The following is a 20,937-nucleotide window of genomic DNA, read 5'->3' as shown; positions in this document are numbered from 1 at the left end:
CCTGCCTTATGAGCGAGAAATAATAATTTTTTGCTTACTCTGGAACCAGTCCCAAACTTTTTTTAATGCGTTAAGCAGGGTTTTATATCTTTCTTCCCCACCAATTTCCCGCCAAGAGCGTAGCTGAAGACACTTTGCAACCAGTATTTGCTCTTCTCTTTCATCAAGCTTCGTTTTATCGACATTTGAATAGTAATATCTCACAAGAGGTCGTGCTATGTCGGAAATGTATTCATAGAAGCCTAAACCTTCAAAGTATTTCGTAATTCTTTCAATCTCAAGCTCTCGAATCTTTGGTGGATCGCATTCTACGTTTCCTTTAAGTGATTTAAGGATGTAAATGGCTATTTCAGTTTCAAGATCGCTGAGTTCATCACTCAGATATTCAATAAACCTTCGAATGAATTCGATGTTCATCTTTTTAACACTTTCATCAACTTTTATAGACTTGAGCACAATTATCGTGTATTCTCCACTCACCTCATTTCGCTGGGGAGTCATGTGGATTGGCACAAAACCGTTTTTAAGCCAGAACCTTATTAGTTCATTGGAAACGCCAAAACCCGAACCGACCCACTCCAAGCCGTTCTGCTCGGCCCATTCAATTATTCTCCTCAAAGCAAAGCTCCCAATACCCATATCCATAGCGCTCGGATGAACTGCAATCCTAACAATTCTCACCCCCTTAACTCTTGAAAAATCGTAATTCCAAAAGTGCTTCAGAACAAGATCTGGAATTATCTGACCTCTTGGCTTATATCCTTCCCTGATCTTTGCAATTAGCCCGTCATCCATTCCACCCTCGATTGCAAGATGAAGTGAACAAACAACTTTACCGTTTACTTTAATCACTGCTGGAAGATGATTTGGTGTATCAAGCAAAACCGCAAGATCAGAGGGGCGATTTCTGTAGTGTGCAAGCACGTAAATTCCAAAGAATTCTCTCAACAATTTTTCGTCTTTCAACAGTTCTTCCTTCTCAAGTAGTTCAAATTCAAGCTCGGAATTCTTAATCTTCTCAATGTCCTCGCTACCAATCTCTGCTGGTTGTGCATTGAGTAATAAAACATCGTAAAGCCAGTTCTCAATCGGATCTCCGACACCGTATCTTATGGGCTCGGAGAGATGTATTTTTTCAACTTCTATGCTTTCGTCTTCTTCAAGCTTTTTGAGGAATCTAACGTTAAAACTCCTCCCGGTTCCTTCGTAACCATGAATCGTTGTTGAAAAAATCACATGTCTAACTCCCTCTGTAATCTTCAGGAGCACCGGAACTTCAATACCCGCAGCCTCGTCAACTATCAGTATGTCTGCGAACTCTTTCTCCTCTAAAGCTCTTCTTGGAATTGTATACTCAATCCGAGCATATTTGCTGTTCAAAACAGTGACAAGTTCATCTGTTTTCTTAACGTAGAAGTCTTTCATTCCCTGCCGCTTCATGGCTTTTATTAGAAACTTGAAGTAATTCTGAACCGCATGCGGTGTTGGGGCAACAACGAGAACTCGAATTGGTCTCTTCAGCAATCTTTCGAGCCTTGAAACGAGAGCAGGAGTTACGATTCCAAGCACCGCAGTCTTTCCTCTTCCACGATCAGCTGTAATCACGACTGCCTTTCGTTCTTTCTCTCTCTCAAAGAACCTCTCAAATAGCTGAAGAACTCTGACTTGATCCTGAGTTGCACAAAGCTTGTAGAGCTTTTTCTTTATTCTTGTCTCCTCTCCCGGGATCACAATTTCTTCTCTCGAAGAACCTTTGGGAGAAAATTCATATTTTTTAATAATTTCATTTTTATCAATATCGTAAATTATAACTCCTTCTGCTGCCAGAGTTCTATTTAGAAATCTGCGATAAAACCGCCCAACAACGTCCTCAAGTCTGAAAGGTTCGCTGATCAGATCTTCATGCCATTTGCTTATCAGATTTTTCCACTTTTCAAGCCTTGGAGAGATTGCAATTATAATTCCACCCTCCTCAACTGTCTCAACTACTATTCCAAGATCATTAGGATGAAAACCCTCGCTTAAATCCATTATAAGTGAAGAAAAAGTCATTCCGAGCACATTTATAGAATTTTTCCAGTGAACAAGCTCGCCCTTGAACTTATCTTTTGCAATTTCTAAAAAGTCCTCTCTACCAACTACGAGTAGTTGATCCTTTTCAAATCTTTTTTTATGCTCTAAATACACCTTTTCAGCAACATCAACAGCCTTCTTAAGGCTACTTGAGCACAGAAAAACCATAAATCTGTGCCGATTCTTGACCGCAATCTCTCCTGCTTTAACTACTTCTTGAAAAAGTTCTTCCATCATATAAATTTCGACAGAAGTAATAAAATAATTTCGCCTCAGATTTTCAGAATTTTGTGTAACCTTTCGAATGCCTTTTTCTTTTCAAAACTTTCGAGATCTGTCTGCTCCAGCACTTCTTTCATGAATTCTATCACCTGATCATAAATGTCTCTTCGCACGGGAAATGGCACTCCATCCTTGCCACCAACCGCAAAGCAGAACTTTGCAGGATCCTGTTTGTCGTATTCCACGTTGTAAATCAAATCCGAGATTAAAGCAAGAGCCCTTATCGTCTCCCTACCTATCCCCCTTATAAGCAGAAGATCTTCAAATCTTTCAGGCTGAAGCTCATAAGCTCTCTCGACTGCCTTCCAGTCTATTTTTCTTGGAATCATTAGCTTTTCACCGAATTTTACCAGAGAGAAAAGCCTTGAGTAGTCTTCCTTGAATCTGCGATCTCTGACTACATCCAGAATTGTCCCTACTGCTTCCCTACTTTTGCTCGAAAGCATGTTAACGACTTCTCTTTCAATTCTCTCACTTATAATTCCACTGTGAACATCTTCAAGCTTCGGAATTGTCTTGTAGACGCTCCAGTGGTATCTTCTTGCAAGCTTTTCTTCAGGATTCATTCCCTGCTGAACTACTGTGAAATGGTTTGGTGTAAAAAAGACTGCGTGATGATAAAGTGTGTAGCCGTCAATCAGTGCGGCGTTGTCAGCCTTTGCTGAAAGTCTGCTGAATTTTATAAGCATTTCAGCATTTACGCCAAGCTCAGAAGCGAAGTTTCTAATTTCTTCAGGAGTATTCAGTGCACTGGCTCCTTTACCTCCTGCAACCCGGATTTCGAAGTCTGGTTTGTTTAAAACCGATTTTAGCACTCCGGTGAGCACAGTAGTGCTCCCGCTGGAATTCCAGTCAAAGCCAAGGACATTTGAAAAAGACTGGAAAAAGATCGGATTGGAAATTCGCTTCAAAAACTCCAGCTCACCGTATTCCAGCACGATAACTTTGACAATTTGCTCCGCAAGACTCTTCATTCTATTTAAAAGCCAGTATGGGGCTTTCCCATTGTGCAATGGCAGGTAGATTTCGCTCATATGTCTACAACTACAAAAGCAACCAGCTTATCTACTTCCTTCCTTATTCCAAATTTATGCATCGTTATCGCCTTTGGTTCAACCTTTACTGCTTCTCTACCAAACTTCCCTCCCTCGATTTCTCCAATCGCTTTTTTATTATCTATACTAACTTTAACTCTTTTTCCAGCAAAAAATTGAGTTTCAAAAAGGAAAAGAATCTCATTGAGCCAGCGATAAAGCAATAAATCCTCATCCTCAGCCTCAACTTCGATGAATCTTTTCTCTTGACCTTTAATCTTTTTTAAGTCGACAAAAGCCTCGTAAAAAGCGTAGGCAGAGTTTTCTAATAGCTCTTCAAGAGTTCTGCCATAAACCTCAAAGGCTATGTCTGCTGTGTGATCAATAAACCTGTATCGCATGATAAAACTCCTTCTTAGACAATTTCTCTTTTTCGGTTTAGCCTTTAAGATTACCCATTCTGCTCGAGTCTAAAGAATGTTTACCACTTCAAGTTTTCCATATTACTGGTAATTGCGACCACAAAATTATAAATCTAATATATGAAATTATTACTTACCCCAAAATGGATTCTCCTTCCTTTTTATTTCCAGATACTCCAAAAATGCTTTTTTGGTTTCCTCATCAAAAGAGTTAAGGAGTTCTCTTTCGATTATTTTCGCATGTTTTTCGGGAACTTCAACGTAAAGCGTCTCATCACCCTCGAGTTGTCTTCCAATAGTCACATCTTCAATTGCAATGGCAAGCTCCTCGCCAGCTTTTGCAATCGTTAAGTTCTTGCCTTCTTTCTGCATACTCCTAACTTCCCCAACCTTGCTACCATCTGGCTTTATCAGCTCTGACCCTCTCCTCAACTCCCCCGCCAGCACTTTGACACCTATGATCGCTGGTTTGCTTCTCCTGAAAACGAAGTTCTTTAGGAGTTTTATTTTTCCAGGTTTAATCAGCGCTTCTATTTTTTGCTTCTCTCTTGCAACCTTTAGCTCATCCCGCCATTTTACGAAGCTCTCAATAATCGAGTAGATTATGTCTCCCTCGAAGATTTTAATACCATACTTTCTCGATTCCTCTTCTGCCTCAGGCAGAATTTTAACATTAAAAGCAAGAATCGCTTTGTTTATCTCCTCTTTGTTTGTCGAAACATCCACTACATCCCTTTTGTCTACATCTCCAACTTCTGCCTTTTTTATTGGGATATTATATGATTTCAGCTCGTTTATCATTGCCTCAAGAGAACCTATTGTATCCGTTTTGAGCACAATGCCCTCGCCCTCTGTTCTTATTGCTATTTCTTCGTATTCCTTTTTTACTCTCTCCCTAAATCTTTGAATGTCTTCATCGCTCTCCACAGCTTCAAACTCACTCCCGGCAACGACTTTTTCCAAGTCAGGAGCCACAATCTTTATTCCCGCAGCAGCTGTTACGCTGTTTACCCTTACAAACTTACTTTCCACCCTCATTTCCCTTGCCGGTGGTGGTTTCAGAATTGCCTTTACATTTGTCACAACCACGTCTTCTTTGCCTCCAATCACTATTCTATCTCCAACTTTGAGTGTTCCATCGTATATTATGGCATCACAGGTAACCCCAATCCCTCTCTCCTCTTTTATTTCAAGAATGGTCCCCTTTGCTTTTCCCTCCACCTGAAGTTTCAGACTGTTGACAAGATACCTTTGCGCAAGACCTAAAAGAATCATTAAAAGTTCCGGAATTCCCTCACCTGTCAATCCCGAAACCGGAATAATTGCAACTGTTTTCGTGAAGTCCTTTATTCTGTCAAAGCGATCACAGCTGAATCCATATCTGTAAAGGCTTGCGACGAGTTCGTAAATCTTTGTATCCAAATTCCTCTTAGCAAAATCTTCCTGCATCGCATAGCTTTTTATAAAGGGTTCGTTCTCCCTGCTTTGCCATCCGGCTATCTTGTCAATCTTGTTCGCAGCAACCACAAAGGGAGTTTTAAAAGTTCTCAGAATAGATATCGCCTCTTCGGTTTGAGGCATCACACCCTCATTTATATCTATGACAAGAATTGCCAAATCCGCCAATGCTCCGCCTCTCTTTCTGAGATTTGTAAAAGCCTTATGGCCGGGAGTGTCAATAAAAAGAAGACCGGGAAGATTTATTGTAGGTCTCCAGATATCCTTACAGATTTCTTCTATTATACTAATGGGAATCTCTGTTGCACCAATGTGTTGTGTAATTCCGCCAGCTTCCTTTGCAGCGACTCTGGTTTTTCTGATTCTATCCAGTATTGTGGTCTTTCCATGATCGACGTGTCCAAGAACCGCAACTATTGGAGTCCTTACATTCTTCATTTCTCGTATACCCAGACATCGTTTTCTCTTCTGTAGTTTAGAATTTCTTCTTCTTTAAAGAATAGTTTTATTTCTCTTTCTGCTGAGGCTAAGGAATCTGAGGCATGAATAACATTTCTGCCAAGATCCATTGCCAGGTCTCCACGAATCGTGCCCGGCTCAGCTTCAGCCGGATTCGTTGCCCCAACAAGCTTTCTAACAACCTTCACCGCATTATTACCTTCAACAACCATCGCAACAACAGGACCACTTGTTATATAAGAGACAAGAGAAGAAAAGAAAGGTTTGGCTTTATGTTCTGCGTAATGCTCTTCTGCGAGCTCTTTGGGAATTTTTAGCATTTTCATTGCAACGATCTTTAATCCCTTTTTTTCGAGCCTTGAAATAATTTCTCCAATGAATCCTCTTTGCACACCATCGGGTTTTACCATCACAAACGTCCTTTCCACGAAATCACCTTCCCTTTTCGTAGAATTTAGTCCACTTTAGTTTTCTTGGATTTCTTCCAAGTCTGTAATTTTTCTCACATTTACCACTGCAGAAGTGAATTATTCTGCCATCTTTTCGAACAAGACTCTTTCCAGTTCCTGGCTCAATTTCTGAGCCACAGAAAAAGCATATTTTGACTTCCATATCATTTCACCGCCAATTTTCTCGCTTCTCTTGCAGTCTCCTTTATCATAAGGATATCCCCTACCTTCACGGGGCCAAAGACGTTTCTGGTGATAATTCTCCCTGCATTTTCCCCCGCTAACACCTTTACCTTAACCTGGGTCACTTCCCCATGCATCCCTGTCCTTCCAATGATTTCCACAACTTCTGCTGGCTGAACATCTTCTTCCATATTTCATCACTTCTTCAAAGCCTTAAGCTTTTCAACGATTGCTGAAAGTTCTTTCTTTGCGTTCCCCTCGTCGATTATCGCAGCTGAAGCACAGCTAACATCTATCTTTATGGCCTTGCCAATATCTGCCTTGCTCTTCACATAGATATACGGAATATTCTTTTCCTCGCACAGCAATGGGAGATGTGCAACAATTTCTGGAGGATCAACATCCATTGCAATATAAACGAGCTTTGCTAAGCCTCTCTCCACGGACTTAGTAGTCTCATTTGTCCCCTTCTTCACCTTTCCTGTCTCCCTCGCCTTCTCAAGCAATGCCAATGCTTCATTCTGCAGATCTTGTGGAACATCAAACCTTATATACATGGATTCACCTCCTTTCTTGCGTCATCATTCATCGGTTCAAAACCCAATGACCTCTGCTATTTTAAGCTTTTTGGTTTTCTGGAAATTTTAATCAAAATCAATAAGATTCATTCGCCTAAGCCAAAAATTTTTTAGTCTGTGTGGGTAATTAATTCGTGATTAGTCTCAGCAAGCTAATCAGCGGAACAGCAACGGTTTCAAAGAAGCTAACTTACGAAGGAGACGATAGCTTCATTCCCAAAAAGCTGAAGGAGTTTTCTTCCAAGCTTGTGCCCATTGTGGTGTGGAACATTACAAACAAATGCAACCTCAACTGTATCCACTGCTATGCAAAGGCAAATTTGGGGCAAAGAGAACTTTCCACCGATAAATGCAAGCTAATAATTGACAGACTCGCAGAATTCAAAGTTCCACTCATACTTTTCAGTGGCGGAGAGCCTTTAATGAGAAGAGATATTTTTGAAATTGCAGAATACGCAAAAAGGAGAAAAATAAAAGTGGTTCTATCAACAAATGGAACCTTAATCGATAAGGATACTGCTGAAGAGCTTAAAACATTTGAATACGTCGGAGTTAGCCTGGATGGCATAAAAGGTCATGATGAATTTCGTGGAGTCGAAGGAGCATTTGATTCTGCATTAAAAGGACTAAGAACTGCCAGTGAAGTTGTTTTAACTGGAATAAGGTTTACATTAACAAGATACAACTTTTTAGAGCTACCAGATCTGATAAAAATGGCCAGAGAAATGGAGATACCAAGATTCTGCGTTTATCATCTTGTCCCCTCCGGGAACGCAAGCTTCAAAGATGACATAGACAATGTCTCGAGAAGGAGAGTTATAAATTATCTAATAAACGAGGCAGAGAAAGAGGGAATGGAGATATTAACAGTCGATAACCCTGCTGATGGGATTTATCTATATTTGCAGAGAGAGGACGAAGATATTCTCGAATTCCTGAAATACAGAGGTGGAGACAGCAGCGGAATAAGGCTTGCCTGTGTTGACTCAGAAGGAAATCTGCATCCAAACCAATTCTGGATGGACTATACAGCGGGCAACTTGTTGAAGCAGAGCTTTGATGAGATATGGCTAAATGACCCTCTATTTAAAATGCTCAGAGAAAAGGAGAAATATTTGCAGGAAAGATGTGGAGATTGCAAATTCAAAAAATTGTGTGGTGGTTTCAGAGTTAGGGCTTATCGCAAGGGAAATCTGTGGGGATGGGATCCAAGCTGCTACATTCACCCTACATTATTATAATTATAACAATTAACTTTTCATGTAAGAAAAGATTATATATCACGAAACAGACTGATTTGCGTGGGCGAGATCAGAGATCGGTGTGGCTGGTCTTTGTAGCTTTGGCTTTGATAGCTGTGCAGTTCGTGTTTTTAGGTTAATTTTTAAATTGTTATCTCAAGAAAATCTCTGGCCACTTCCACATCTCCAAAAACTTCTTTTGCCTCATTAAGTAATTTATTCGGGTCCTTTGAAAACCTTGCACTTAAATGGGTCAAAATTAACTTTTTTACTTTTGCCCTTCTCGCAACCTCTCCAGCCTCTTTTGACGTTGAGTGACCACTTTCCAAGGCCTTTTCTTTTAATTCTTCGCTAAAGGATGCGTCGTGAATAAGCAGATCAGCACCCATTGCAACCTCAACCGTTCTCTCGCATGGCCTAGTATCCCCAGTATAAACAAGCTTTCGGCCCTTCTTTATTTCACCAAGAACCATTTCGGGAGTTACGATGCTCCCCCTCCAGTTGATGCTTTCTCCTGCCTTAAGCCTTGCATAAAGTGGTCCAGGGGGTATTCCAAGAGCCAAAGCTTTTTCTCTGTCAAATTTTCTTGTGTCGTCCTCAATCAAAGCATAACCTACACTCGGAACAATATGCTCCGTTTTAAAAACAAGGATCTTAAACCCTCTAAAGCGAATTTCATCCCCATCTTTCGCTTTTTTCACGTTAATCGGATAATCAAGATTTTCATATCCAAAGATATCAAAAAGAGTTTTGAGCATCACAGGATTTGGAGTATAGAAGTTCAACTCTTTATTTCTACCATTCAAGGAAAGAGTTTCGATCAGACCAAAAACTCCTATAAAGTGATCTGTGTGCATGTGGGTTATAAAAACATTATCGAGATTTCTAAAACCCAGTTTTGCGGAAATTATCTGCCTCTGCGTCCCCTCCCCACAATCAAAGAGAAACCGATGATTTGAATATTGGACGAAAATTGCAGAAGTATTTCGCTCAACAGATGGAATTGTGCCAGCGGTGCCAAGAAAAACAACTTTGAAAAGCATTAAGATTCTAAAACGATCTCGATATTCACATCTCTCGGCACCTGAATCCTCATTATCTGCCTAAGCGTTCTCTCATCAGCTGCGATGTCTATAAGCCTCTTATGAACCCTCATCTCCCAGTGATCCCAAGTGTTGCTTCCTTCACCGTCAGGGGCTTTTCTTGTTGGAACTACAAGCCTTTTTGTGGGTAGTGGAATTGGACCACTTATCTCCACACCTGTCTTTACCGCTATTTCCTTTATCTGTGCACAGATTCTGTCGAGATCCACTGGATTAAGACTGGAGAGCTTTATTCTTGCTTTTGGACCTTTTATTGCCATAAAACCACCAAAAAAATAGGTTTATTTTCTTGGAGTTACATCAAGAACCATTCCTGCACCAATCGTGATGCCCATGTCTCTTATTGCAAATCTGCCAAGTGGTGGGATATCCTTAACCCTTTCGATAACCATTGGCTTCGTTGGTTCGAGCTTGACCACTGCAGCATCACCGGTCTTTATGAACTGAGGATTCTCCTCTTTTGCCTGCCCAGTTCTTGGATCGAGTTTCTTAATCAACTGCACAAACTTGCAAGCAACCTGGGCAGTATGGGCGTGCACCACGGGGGTATAACCAACTGTGATCGCCGTTGGATGCTGTAGAACCACGATCTGAGCTGTAAAGTCTTTGACTACTGTGGGCGGATTTGTTGGATGACCTGCAACATCTCCTCTCTTGAGATCTTTCTTTGCCACGCCTCTAACGTTGAAACCTATGTTGTCACCCGGATAAGCCTCTGGAATTGGTTCATGATGCATTTCTATGCTCTTGACTTCTCCGCTCACACCTGCAGGCTCAAATACAACTTTATCTCCAGTCTTGAGCACGCCACTCTCAACTCTTCCCACCGGGACGGTTCCTACACCACTAATAGAGTAAACATCCTGAATCGGAATTCTCAATGGTTTGTCGATCAGCTTTTCAGGTGGCTTTAGCAGATTAAAAGCCTCGAGAAGAGTTGGCCCATTATACCATGGCATCTTCGCGCTCTTCTTGGTGATATTCTCTCCATAGTAAGAAGATGCTGGAATGAATGGAATCTCCTCCACCTTGTAGCCTACCATTTTCAACAGCTTTGATAGGGCGTCTTTTGCTGCCTCATATTCCTTCTTATCAAAGTTTACTCTGTCCATTTTGTTTATCAGACAGATCAACTGATTAATTCCCAATGTTCTTGCTAGGAAAACATGCTCTCTTGTCTGTGGCTGAACTTTCTCAACAACGTCCATCACAAGAACCGCTGCATCTGCCTGCGAAGCGCCAGTGATCATATTCTTGATGAAGTCCCTATGTCCAGGGCAGTCAACGATGGTTATGTAGTACTTGTCTGTCTGGAACTTTCTGTGCGAAACATCGATCGTTAGACCTCTCTCTCTTTCCTCCTTAAGACCGTCCATTACCCAAGCAAATTCGAATGTTGCTTTACCCTTCTCCTGTGCTTCTTTTCGGTATTTCTCAATGATGTGCTCCGGAATCTCTCCTACTTCATATAGCAGTCTTCCTATTGTTGTGCTCTTTCCATGATCCACGTGCCCTATGAAGGCAACATTGATGTGCTCCTTCTCTTTCGGCATACTCATCACCTACCGTTTTTTTGATATATCCAAATTTCAAGAGTGCATATAAAGCTTTCACATCTATATGAACATCCTCGCAATCCTCAGGGATTCGAGAATGCTCTCTTTTGCATTTCCTTCCACAACGTCTTCATGCCCCGGATACAGATTTATCACGTCGAGCTTTGAAAGTCTTTCAATTGACTCCAAAAGCAATCTTCCATCCCCACCGGGAAGATCGTATCTCCCAAAACTACCGTAGGCAAATACGGTGTCCCCACTAAAAAGCCATTTCTTGTTTGGCTCATAAAAGCATACACTCCCGGGAGAGTGTCCTGGAGTGTGGATTACTTCAAGCTTAATCTCACCCAATTCGAACTTTTCCCCTCCCTGAAGCATAATATCCGGTTCAAAGGCTTTGAACTTCATACCAAAAACTGAAACGAATCTCTGAAGTCTTAGAAGCTTCATTTCTTCTTCATGAATGGCAATTTTCCCCATCCCCTTAAAGTATCCCGCAGCTGCTGCGTGATCGTAATGAGAGTGTGTTAAAAAGACGTAATCGAGTTCTTTTGGATTTATGTATCTTTTTAGAGCTCTAAAGATAAACTCCGCGTCACCTCCGACATCAATTAAAGCTTTCTTTTCGTCTAAAAGCAGATAGCAGTTCGCAGCAAGTGGAGGGGTCACGATTCTGATAACTTTCATAGAAGCTCCATATCTTCAATATCCACACTTTCTACTCCTTCAATCCGGGCGATTTCTTCTATAAATCGATCAGATATTCCTTCTGCGTCGGGCATTACCGCAAGGATCATTAGAGCTTTCAAACCGAATGCTATCGGCTTGATTGCAAAATCCTTAATCTCCACACCTTCCACTTTTATGGAAGTAATTTTATTTTTAATCGACTCTAAATTCACATCAACGTCTGAAGGCATAACCCTGAGCTTCAAAAAAACTCTCCCCATAATACCACCTCACGGCCCCACGAATCCGCACGAACATCGATATTTATTGGATAGCCTTCTACACCTCTTGCAGCGATTTATCGTTTCTCCGCAATTCGGACACGGAAATGAGACGTGCTCCGCCCCGACAAGCACTGCACCACAGCTGATGCACCTTGCGATCTCCACTCAATCACCCCCTATGAATGTGCCTTTAGCTTTGCCTCTCAATATATAATTTTTTAGTTCTTCTGGAGAGCAAACAAAAAGCTCAATTCGATGTTTCTTCAGCAAAAAAGGTGTAAAACGATCAATAATATCTCCCGCATCAAAGGGATCTACCCTTTCGAGGAGTATGCGGTTCTTCACAACTCCCCCCAATGCTGTAATCTTGACCACCTTCTTCTCTCCAATTTTGCTCGCAATCCAAACAGCAATTGCATCAGAAGTTACGTCCCAAGAATGGGGGAGTTCGTCAAAATTTCTAAGCAGTGTGTATGGCAAAACAATAAACTTGCCCTTTTTTGAAAAAAATGAAAAATCTGCAGGCTCAACAATTTCAAAACCAGCATCCTTTCCAACTTCAAACATGTAATACCCGTAGAGGTTCATACCCAGTATCGCCATCCAGTGTGAGACTTCGTCACTCAGCTTCAGTTCCCGCACCATGTCAGCGAAGATCCAGCCTCCGGGGAGTATTTTAACGTCGTCAACTCCACTGAGAGCGTCGAAGATCATTTCCAGCTTGTCAGCGACACTTCCACCAACCTTGACGATCATAACTTTCTCATCTCGTAGAATTCCCACCATTTCCTTAGCTCATACTTTCCAACGATTTCGTAGCCTTCCAAACAACCATAGTCTCTATAGACAACAAAGACGTAATCATAACCCTGAGGACAGGAAGCTGTGAAAAGCAAATTGCTCGAATACTGATCCACTTCATGCCTAAGGATCCATGGTAAAGGCCAGTAGTGACCGTCTATTGCGAAAACCGCAACTCTGTTTCCTTCATGCAGTAGCCCCCTTATTCTGTCCGCCATCTCCACCGCGCCCCATTGAGTCTGCACATAGATCAAAGGCTGATCAACGACATTGTTGAAGTCAACATACGTTACATGGAATGAAACAATGACTGTAGCAGTTAAGCCCAATAAATAAACCGCCCTAAACTCTCTCTTTTCAAAGACTTCCTTTCCAACGAAAATTGCGCCAAGAAATGCAAGTGGTGTTGCAAGGTGAACGACAAGCCATGAGGTCTTATAGGACATCGCATTGTAGAAAATAAATGCTATAAGAACCCAGCAGATCACAAAGGTTTCCATTAAGCCCAAATTTCTGATTTTTCTGGCAATTGCTGGAATCGAAGCCAACGCCATAGCAAGAGGAAGGAATTCGTATCTAAGCAGAATGTTAAAGAAATAGTAGATTGGCTTGTCGTGAGGCGAGCTTACCCCTTGAGAAAGCCAATAAGGCAACGATCGATCTATGAATCTCTGGATCCAGTCAGTGCTGAACATAACTTCAACCCAGTCCTTACCATGGATAGCATAGGCAAAGGCTGAAGAATACAAAAAGGAGCTGAATAGGATAAAAACAACTGCAGAGGGCAATAAGGGTTTTAAATACAATTTTAAATCCTTTTTGCGAATCCGATCAATAATCAAAGCAAGGAAAAAGACCCCAAAATATTGAACCCAGTTTTCCTTCGCGGTAAAGATCACTGCAAGGAATAGAGCGGTTGCAATAGCGTAATAGTCTTTTTGGGTCTCTCTATAACGCAGATAAAGATAAATGACTGCAATAAAGGATGAGATGCCGATAATGTCGTCTCTTGCATAGCGGGAATAGTATAGGATCGATGGAGATATGAGCAAGAACAGAACAAAAAGGTATGCGGACTTGCCAATATATCTTTCGAATTTCAAAGCAAAGAAGACTCCGAGAATGCTGAATAATGCAACGGGAAGTCTTGCAGAGAAATCGCTATCTCCAAAAGCAAGAAATGAGAGCGAGATTGCAAAGTATAGAAAAGGTCCATGGAAGGCGGGATCGTATTTGTAGCTGGGAGACTCAATTACCTGTCTGTAGGCAAACCAAGCGTGCACACTCTCGTCATGGTCCATTGGGCGGAGATCAAGGAACACTAATCGAGATACGACAGCTATCGTGAGTATTGCAATAAGTAGGGTTCTTTTCACAAGAAGGACTTTAAGTTAGATTTAAAAGCATTTTTTGATTGAATGTTTTCATTATATCTGCTCATAATCGATCATATAAGAAAAAATTTTCCCATGTTTAATCACAAAATTTTTAAATGGGTTGGCTAAAATTATTTTATGCTTGGTGGAGTGGCGTTCAAAAAGGTCAACTGGGATAAATCGATCGTGAAAAAATCGGAGGACTCATCTGCGAAAAAAGAGGAAAAGAGTAAATAATTATAAATCCAAATTTTTATTTAAGTAAACCAAAAAATTAGAACCTGAACGTGTCAATCTTTTTTAGAACTTCAAAAAGGCTCTTCAATTCTGAATATAAGTTATCTTCCAATTCGACCAAGTTTCTTCTAACTGCAAGAACCAGCAGTGCCATTGCTATCTCGCTGTCCTCTACCTCTCTATCAAGCTCTTTACTAACTCCCGCTTTTATCCACTCCGTCAAAATCTTTGATAACCCCCTAACTCCATAATCGCCGAATGCTGTCTCTACTTCATCTATTATGCCTGCAACCTCAACAAAAAGCCGTTCCATTCAAACACCTCCATAATCAACTTCAATAAATGTGGGATTTCCAAAAACAACCTGATGTTTGCTTAATCCCACAGCAGGAACAATCGTATAATTCCCTTGCTTTACTGCCCAACCAAACCAAACGTCAAATATTGCAAAACCATTGCTTATAGTCCCTTCTTTAATCGCATAAAGTTTACTATCGGGATCGTAAACATAAACAGCAGAGTAAGATGCATTTTGCGCTCCTTCAACACTCACAGTTATTGAAATCCTCCCGGGACTGGTTAATTTGTCTTTATCAATTGCGGCACTTATTTGAAGCATGTATAGCTCTGAATCGCTCTGCGTGTTCACTGAAAACATAGAAATGCCGTTCACAATAGCTCCAAGTATTAAAATTGTCATGAAAAGCAATATCGGTGGAAAGGTTATTTTACGAATCATTGCCTTCCACCACCAAGTATCCTATTTGAAACGGAGTCATTGGACCGCTTGAAATCGAATTTCTAAATACATAAACACCGCTCTTGTTAACACATAGCTCGAATTCTTTCTTTTCTCCCGGAAGCACAACACCTGTATCGATCTGAAGATCGTCGATCGCAAATCCCTGAGCTACATCCATTGGTATAAAGACGATCCTATGGCAACCCGTGGTTAATCGCAGAACTTTTGGCTCAAATCCCCCATGCTCGCCGACATATCCTCTTATAATAACCCTATCATCTCCGAAGAAGTGCAAGTCCCCCAAACTAACAAGTGGCTGTGTGGTAAACAAAGCAGAACTCAAAGCAATAGCCGAACCAAGAAAAACAATTATTAAACCCATCTTCTCGTTATTGGGCATTTTAAATCACCCCGCTACCACCCAAATCGCTACAATGGCTGATAAAACATGAATTGAACCCATTGTGAGACATATTTTTTCTGCTTTGGCTCTCTCATTGGTCAAAGCTCTCGCTATCTCGTAAGTTGCAATCGTAGCCAAAAAGAGACCGAACAAAATGAAAGGTATCTGAAGATATAACAAAATCTCGGGTGCAATTGGCTTCAAAAGGTGTTTTCCGATGCCAAGTAGATCCCATCCAAGACCAAATGGATCTGTAAGAACATTTACAATTTTAACCCAGTTGACAAGCACAAGCGATAAAGCGAAGGACATCCATATAAGAAGCCCATACGGGACAAGTGAATAGCTAAGAGATAAAAATAACCTCTCTGTTGGTTCTTCAACTTTTGCAATCTTTTTTGATGCATAGCACACAGCATAAAAAACGGCTGGGAATATTATAAGAGAGATCCCGCTTACCAATATAGCCCAGTTGAACCAGCCCGCAAGATCCGCTATTGAAGGAATTAAAACACTCGCAGATGCAAGATTTGCTCCCCAAGTTCGATTCATGTCTCCCAAGTATTTCAAGCCCCAAGCGCTGAAGAAGACGAGTTCGTAAAATATGGCGGTTGTAAATCTTATAAAGCCCATCCAAGCCTCATCATACTTGCCCCTTGCTCTGGTAGCGATCTTTGCAAGATCCGCAATAACCCTATTTATGCTTCTCAACTTCACTGTCATATTGTCCAGCGGACAAGTGCGAAGACACTCAAAGCATTGCCCACAATAGGTATTTTCATCCTTTCCGCCTGGATAAAGAGCCCAAGGACACCCATAACCCTTTTTATTCCCGTTTACACAATCCTTGTGCCTGTGCCGAATGCAAACGTCATGGCTTTTTCTCTCAATCGTAAATAATGACGCATTTGAGTGGTAGCCAATATAGCTATTCGCAGGACATAGGGATCTACAGAAATACCTAAGCGGATTGTATAGATGGCAAAAAATTCCGGCTAAAATGAGAATCAGGAAAAGAACTGCCGTAGCTACCGGTCTGGTAACTATCCAGACTATAAACAAAGATAGGACAAGAAAACCAAGTGAACTTACCCACATGTTATCAAAACTCTTTGGCCAGCTTCTGTTAAGGGATAAGAACTTTCTGTTTACTCCAACTACTCTTCTCCTTGCGAGCCATTCTCCCAAAACAGGCATTGGACACATCGTGCACCAAGTTCTTCCCGCAAAGAAGATCATGAACTCTACGAGTGCAAACCAAAGAACCCAGACTATGATTATTGAAAAGTTTTCACCACCGTTGGGATTGCCAAACAGCCCAGTGACTATTATGAACAAGAATATTACCAAGTTTATCCACTGAAGTAAGAATGTGGAGTTTCTTGATTTAAGAGCATTTTTAAGCTTTTTTCCAAAAAATGGGAAGGATAAAAGATCCCAATCTCTACCATTGCCAATTCCTCGCTTTGCATAAAGCACTCCGATGGCAAAAACAAGAAATGTTAGCAAAATTGAGAAATAGAATGGGACGTTTGGCTCCACAATAAGATCCGCATAATCAAAGGGATTCAAAGCATCGCAAACAACTGGATCCCTGATTTTGAATTTTCCCACCTGATCAAACACAATTGGCCCAATCTCTTCCACAATTCCGGGATAAATCAGGTATAGTTTCTCAGATGGGTATGGCAGGTAGTGAAATATGTAGAGTGCATGCGTTACATCGATTGTCTTCACTCTAAAAACCGCCTTCTCGTCTTTACCTACGTGAATAAGAGAAGAAGAGCTTTCATAAGGATATATAATCTGAACATTCCCCTTTTGAATTGCATCGACATGATAACCAAACTGGAAAACGCTGACATAGATAACTTTGGTGTCTTCTGGATAAGTCGCATAACCTGAAGGGTCTACCCATGCAGATATCTGAGCACAGGCTACCGAAATTTGCAAGATAAGGATTAAAATAGCCAATAATTTCAAGATCTCACCCCAAGTTCTCTTTTAAGCTCGGAGATGAATTCAGTCAACCTTGCGTCATCACTGCCGATCTTCCTTAAATTCTGCCACACAAAAATTGCAAGCATCTTTCCAGTATCTTCGAGTTCATTGATCTCGTTCACATCCTTTTTGAGGCTAATCTCAGCAAAAATCGATCCACAATACTCAAGTTCGCTATAGAAATCCATGGATTCTCTCCACACCATTAAAGCGTGTTCCAAGTTCTCTTCGATTGCTTTGTCGAGATTATCTCCATAAAAAGACCTCATTTTTGATATCCGCCCAATCAAATCGTTCTTTGAGACTGGTTTAAACTCGTAAAATACCTTTGGACTTTCTTTTGTTTTAAATATACTTGAGACCTGAATAAAGGCTAAGATGGCAACGAAAAAAATGAAAAGCTCAATCGGGAGAGGCTGTATAAAGATTAACCATACAAGATAAAATACAAATAACAGCGTTAGCAGAGTATAAGTCTTTGAGAGAACGACCCTTTTCTCAACTCTCATCTTTCCTGCGATTATTTCGTAAACAAGCACCAGTGCCAACATAAAAGCTAAAATGCCGATTATTATTGATGTGATTGGAATAAAAACAAAGGGATGCCCCATTAAAATCCAGTCATTCCAAGCAGAAGATATCTTCGCGATAAAGAAAATATGATAGCCCAGAATCACAACTATTAGCAGGAAAACCAGCCTGTGAATTGTTCTCGAAAGATAGTATTCAAATTTCCAGAATGGTAGCCTTGTGTCAGGTCGATTGTTCTTATACAAGGACACACCAAAAACGAACATCAGCGTGATTAGCGTTGTTGAAGCCAGATTTACCCAAGCAATAACCGCAGTCTCTCCAGAAGTCAAAATGTCTGTAAGCGAAATCCCGCCAGAGATTTTAAGATAAAACCACGTAGTTGTGCATAGAACGTTGAGAACAAATATAGAAATCCCGCTGAAAGCATGCAGTTTTATCAAAAAGTCTCTCCCTTTCCAAGGGAGAAATCTTTCAAAAATCTTGAAAAACTTCGAATACGACTCTTTGTGGGTGTAAAGTGATAAAGCAGTGACAAATTGCACATAAACAAGCAGGATTATCTGAATCCAGACTATTTGCCAGTATTCGTATTGTCCGGGATAGATCATAGGGGCACCTCCAGCCCTATAAAGTCTCCAGAATACGCCTTCAGCGGTCCTCTCTCCCTATTACTACCATTCCAAACTGCAAATGCAATTCCCGTTACCTTTGGAGGTTTTAAATCAACAAAATCTGGAATCTTAACGCTAAGCGGTCTAACAAAAACAACCTTCCACTTTCCATCGGAGTATTGTCCTTGTGCTATTAAACCGCTTGTCTTTGGATCTCTTCTCTTAGTCGTTCCAAGACCTTTGCTTAATACATCGTAAACCTTTCCATCCGCTCTCCAGAGCCATACATTCACTGGAGCGTCTTCTGAGCCCATAGTCATGACAGAAGCGTATCCCTTTATTGGAAACATAACTGCACAGGCATCTACAAAGCTATCGTAGCTCAGAATTGCATCATCTTTGCTTTTGTCCTTCCATTGCATTGCAACTGCAATTTTTTCGTCATCTCTGCATACACCAGCAAGAATTTCTCCAATTTTTCCGTATTTTGCTTCACTTATTGTTTCTCTGATGTATTTAGATGTCACAATAGCCTTAGCTGGAACAGGTTGCATTTTTATGGGCATAAGCTTAATTTTCTTCCACAAATCTTCCCCCAATACAATATTATCAATCTTTTCGGCGATCATAATCTTCTCGCCTCCTGTATAACTCAAAATCGACGTAAACATGCCGATCTACTTGTAAAGGTTGCCAGTTTGCAGTCCAGTAGTTCAAATGCCCGTAAATTGCAAAATGAAGCGGTTTTACAATGCCGGGGATTATGTGATCGTAGCTTTTCCAACCTTCGTATTGATGCGGATCCCATGCATGGTAGATTATTATTTGCCCCCTTGCTGGGAGTGCACTCAGCTTAGCCTGAACCACGAATTCTCCGAAGTCGTTAAAAACCCTTATGTAATCACCATCCCTTATCCCCTTTTCCCAAGCATCTCTTTCGTTTACAAAGGCAAAAGGTTCTCCCCGATGTGTTTGAGCCATAAGCTCATTAGTGACAGTCGAAGCGTGAATGCTCCATCGCAAATGCCCGCTGTCCATCCTAAATCTATACTTCTTACTGCTTCCTCCATGCTCGGGTGGTGGTTTGAAGGTCGGAAGTTCTTCTCCCGCTTCCAAAAACCATTCATGGTCTATGAAGAACTGTGCCCTGCCATGGAGCGTTGGATACGGTTTTTTATCCTCAACATGTTGAACAAAGGCAATAACAGTTTTTTTCGGTTCAACTCTCGTAGCCATGTTCAGAGCTTCGGCAGATTTACCCAAAGACTCGTATTTAACGAATCCACGACTTCTTATCGATTCAAGCGTTTCGTGGGGCAAGAAAATACCTGCGTGTTTGCAGTTCTCGATAATGGCTTCGTGAACGCTTTCAAGATTTTCTGCATTGAACTTTCCGCCAGCGGTAAGCAAATTAACTATTTCAGAGAATTTTCTCTTTGTTCCTATTATTGGCTTTAGCTCCTCTGGAACGTCTTCAATCTCGATCCCCGTGAGCTTTTTGAATTTCTCCTTTGTTATTCCATGCGGTACCTCGTATTCTTCAATTCCCCTCGCTTTTGCCCTTTCAACGATCTTTTCTGCAAGCTTAAGGGTTATTTCCCACTCATTCCTCGTATCACCAATCGGCTCGATTGCTTTATCGCAGAAAGACCAGAACCTAACAAAAGAAGTGGTGAGCAGATGGAAGTGCATTTTCTCGTAGAAAAACGCTGCAGGAAGCACGATGTCGGAATATAGGGCAGTAGTGGACCAACGTGAGTCAATCGTAACGATTAAGTCGAGCTTTGGCCAAAGATGAGTTAGCATCGTTCTTGTTCCACCTCTTGTCCTTCTAAGTGTGTTGTTCGCCATAACCAAAAGAACTTTTGGCTTAACATTTTTTTCTGGCTTTACTAAGCCTTCCCACCAGCCTTTCGAGATAGCCTCTTCCAGATAATCCGAAATTCTTCTTGGAATTCCAGCTTTGCTGAGATCGTATTTGTCCCAGACTTCCTTGTAGCCGCAGTGATAATACCAGTGGAAAACTGGTGGAACTGTTGTCATTCCAAGTCTTGCCATTAGCATTTGCGTTGTTATAGCAATCTCTTCATCGGTCGCCTTTTTTCCGAGAATTATCTCAGCCAAAGGCTCAAAACCAGTCTCTTCACCAGCATAGGGATTTGCGGTCGCTGAAATTGTGCACCAGCCCGTGACGCCAGTTCCCTCCTTTCCCCAATTTCCAGTTAAAGCTAACAAAAGGGCAACCGCTCTCTCTACCAAATCTCCATGAAAGGTTTTGCAGGTGCTGAATCCAAGCATTACATGGGTCTTAAGTCTTGCAACCTTCCTTGCAAGCATTCTTATTACGTCAGCATGGACTCCACAGATTTCCTGAGCCTTTTCTGGAGTATAGTCTTTGAGCTTCTCTTTAAGCAGCTCAAAAACAGGTTTTACTTCGACTT

24 protein-coding genes are annotated in these 20,937 nt (G+C 41.2%); 1 reads left to right on the top strand and 23 read right to left on the bottom strand.

Features of this window, described 5'->3' with window-relative positions; all coding sequences use genetic code 11:
• Positions 1 to 6: 6 nt before the first annotated feature.
• From QXI54_07300 to rpl7ae, 8 genes are all read right to left on the bottom strand, one after another.
• Complete coding sequence (locus QXI54_07300; GenBank protein ID MEM0302956.1) at positions 7 to 2,307, bottom strand: tRNA(Met) cytidine acetyltransferase TmcA; 2,301 nt, start codon at positions 2,305 to 2,307, stop codon at positions 7 to 9.
• Between the two features lie 38 nt (positions 2,308 to 2,345).
• Positions 2,346 to 3,389 (bottom strand): DUF763 domain-containing protein, encoded by a 1,044-nt coding sequence (locus QXI54_07295; protein MEM0302955.1) that lies wholly within the window; start codon positions 3,387 to 3,389, stop codon positions 2,346 to 2,348.
• Entirely contained in the window at positions 3,386 to 3,790 is a 405-nt protein-coding gene (locus QXI54_07290) for an archease (GenBank protein MEM0302954.1), read from the bottom strand. Before QXI54_07290 ends, QXI54_07295 begins: the two co-directional genes overlap by 4 nt.
• A gap of 150 nt (positions 3,791 to 3,940) precedes the next feature.
• Positions 3,941 to 5,707: a translation initiation factor IF-2 gene (gene infB / locus QXI54_07285; GenBank protein ID MEM0302953.1), complete on the bottom strand. Its 1,767-nt coding sequence runs from the start codon at positions 5,705 to 5,707 to the stop codon at positions 3,941 to 3,943.
• Positions 5,704 to 6,156 (bottom strand): nucleoside-diphosphate kinase, encoded by a 453-nt coding sequence (gene ndk, locus QXI54_07280; protein MEM0302952.1) that lies wholly within the window; start codon positions 6,154 to 6,156, stop codon positions 5,704 to 5,706. The genes infB and ndk overlap by 4 nt, the downstream gene beginning before the upstream one ends.
• A 4-nt stretch (positions 6,157 to 6,160) precedes the next feature.
• Positions 6,161 to 6,340, bottom strand: coding sequence for a 50S ribosomal protein L24e (locus QXI54_07275; GenBank protein MEM0302951.1), 180 nt, complete (start codon positions 6,338 to 6,340; stop codon positions 6,161 to 6,163).
• A 1-nt stretch (position 6,341) separates the two neighbouring features.
• The gene (locus tag QXI54_07270) at positions 6,342 to 6,551 is read right to left on the bottom strand and encodes a 30S ribosomal protein S28e (GenBank protein MEM0302950.1); all 210 of its coding nucleotides are present in this window, start codon (positions 6,549 to 6,551) and stop codon (positions 6,342 to 6,344) included.
• A 6-nt stretch (positions 6,552 to 6,557) separates the two neighbouring features.
• Positions 6,558 to 6,917 (bottom strand): 50S ribosomal protein L7Ae, encoded by a 360-nt coding sequence (gene rpl7ae / locus QXI54_07265; protein MEM0302949.1) that lies wholly within the window; start codon positions 6,915 to 6,917, stop codon positions 6,558 to 6,560.
• Between the two features lie 155 nt (positions 6,918 to 7,072).
• Here rpl7ae and QXI54_07260 point away from each other — a divergent pair, with 155 nt between their 5' ends.
• Entirely contained in the window at positions 7,073 to 8,179 is a 1,107-nt protein-coding gene (locus tag QXI54_07260) for a radical SAM protein (protein MEM0302948.1), read from the top strand.
• Between the two features lie 143 nt (positions 8,180 to 8,322).
• Here QXI54_07260 and rnz read toward each other — a convergent pair whose 3' ends face one another.
• From rnz to QXI54_07185, 15 genes are all read right to left on the bottom strand, one after another.
• Positions 8,323 to 9,222: a ribonuclease Z gene (gene rnz / locus QXI54_07255; GenBank protein ID MEM0302947.1), complete on the bottom strand. Its 900-nt coding sequence runs from the start codon at positions 9,220 to 9,222 to the stop codon at positions 8,323 to 8,325.
• Positions 9,222 to 9,542 carry a 30S ribosomal protein S10 gene (gene rpsJ / locus QXI54_07250; GenBank protein MEM0302946.1) on the bottom strand — a complete coding sequence of 107 codons (321 nt, stop codon included), beginning with the start codon at positions 9,540 to 9,542 and terminating at the stop codon, positions 9,222 to 9,224. The genes rnz and rpsJ overlap by 1 nt, the downstream gene beginning before the upstream one ends.
• A 21-nt stretch (positions 9,543 to 9,563) precedes the next feature.
• Positions 9,564 to 10,835 carry a translation elongation factor EF-1 subunit alpha gene (tuf, locus tag QXI54_07245; protein ID MEM0302945.1) on the bottom strand — a complete coding sequence of 424 codons (1,272 nt, stop codon included), beginning with the start codon at positions 10,833 to 10,835 and terminating at the stop codon, positions 9,564 to 9,566.
• Positions 10,836 to 10,898: 63 nt separating this feature from the next.
• A complete protein-coding gene (locus tag QXI54_07240) occupies positions 10,899 to 11,525 on the bottom strand; it encodes an MBL fold metallo-hydrolase (protein MEM0302944.1) in 627 nt (208 codons plus the stop codon).
• Entirely contained in the window at positions 11,522 to 11,788 is a 267-nt protein-coding gene (locus QXI54_07235) for an elongation factor 1-beta (GenBank protein ID MEM0302943.1), read from the bottom strand. The genes QXI54_07240 and QXI54_07235 overlap by 4 nt, the downstream gene beginning before the upstream one ends.
• Positions 11,789 to 11,797: 9 nt before the next feature.
• Positions 11,798 to 11,956: a zinc finger domain-containing protein gene (locus QXI54_07230; protein MEM0302942.1), complete on the bottom strand. Its 159-nt coding sequence runs from the start codon at positions 11,954 to 11,956 to the stop codon at positions 11,798 to 11,800.
• Positions 11,957 to 12,547, bottom strand: a complete 591-nt coding sequence (locus QXI54_07225; GenBank protein MEM0302941.1) for a uridylate kinase — start codon at positions 12,545 to 12,547, stop codon at positions 11,957 to 11,959.
• Complete coding sequence (locus QXI54_07220) at positions 12,544 to 13,968, bottom strand: TIGR03663 family protein (protein ID MEM0302940.1); 1,425 nt, start codon at positions 13,966 to 13,968, stop codon at positions 12,544 to 12,546. Before QXI54_07220 ends, QXI54_07225 begins: the two co-directional genes overlap by 4 nt.
• Before the next feature lie 274 nt (positions 13,969 to 14,242).
• Positions 14,243 to 14,518, bottom strand: a complete 276-nt coding sequence (locus tag QXI54_07215) for a hypothetical protein (protein MEM0302939.1) — start codon at positions 14,516 to 14,518, stop codon at positions 14,243 to 14,245.
• Positions 14,519 to 14,944, bottom strand: a complete 426-nt coding sequence (locus QXI54_07210) for a hypothetical protein (GenBank protein ID MEM0302938.1) — start codon at positions 14,942 to 14,944, stop codon at positions 14,519 to 14,521.
• The gene (locus QXI54_07205) at positions 14,934 to 15,347 is read right to left on the bottom strand and encodes a hypothetical protein (protein MEM0302937.1); all 414 of its coding nucleotides are present in this window, start codon (positions 15,345 to 15,347) and stop codon (positions 14,934 to 14,936) included. Before QXI54_07205 ends, QXI54_07210 begins: the two co-directional genes overlap by 11 nt.
• 6 nt (positions 15,348 to 15,353) lie before the next feature.
• On the bottom strand, positions 15,354 to 17,333 hold the full coding sequence (locus QXI54_07200) for a hypothetical protein (protein MEM0302936.1): 1,980 nt from the start codon (positions 17,331 to 17,333) through the stop codon (positions 15,354 to 15,356).
• Entirely contained in the window at positions 17,330 to 18,493 is a 1,164-nt protein-coding gene (locus QXI54_07195) for a hypothetical protein (GenBank protein ID MEM0302935.1), read from the bottom strand. The genes QXI54_07200 and QXI54_07195 overlap by 4 nt, the downstream gene beginning before the upstream one ends.
• The gene (locus tag QXI54_07190; GenBank protein ID MEM0302934.1) at positions 18,490 to 19,125 is read right to left on the bottom strand and encodes an ethylbenzene dehydrogenase-related protein; all 636 of its coding nucleotides are present in this window, start codon (positions 19,123 to 19,125) and stop codon (positions 18,490 to 18,492) included. Before QXI54_07190 ends, QXI54_07195 begins: the two co-directional genes overlap by 4 nt.
• Positions 19,106 to 20,937: molybdopterin-dependent oxidoreductase (locus QXI54_07185; protein MEM0302933.1), on the bottom strand; the 1,832-nt coding region annotated here is incomplete at its 5' end. The genes QXI54_07190 and QXI54_07185, both read right to left, overlap by 20 nt.

This window comes from Archaeoglobaceae archaeon (genome assembly GCA_038734275.1).
GTDB lineage: Archaea > Halobacteriota > Archaeoglobi > Archaeoglobales > Archaeoglobaceae > WYZ-LMO2.
This window is presented reverse-complemented; position numbering and strand designations above follow the sequence as displayed.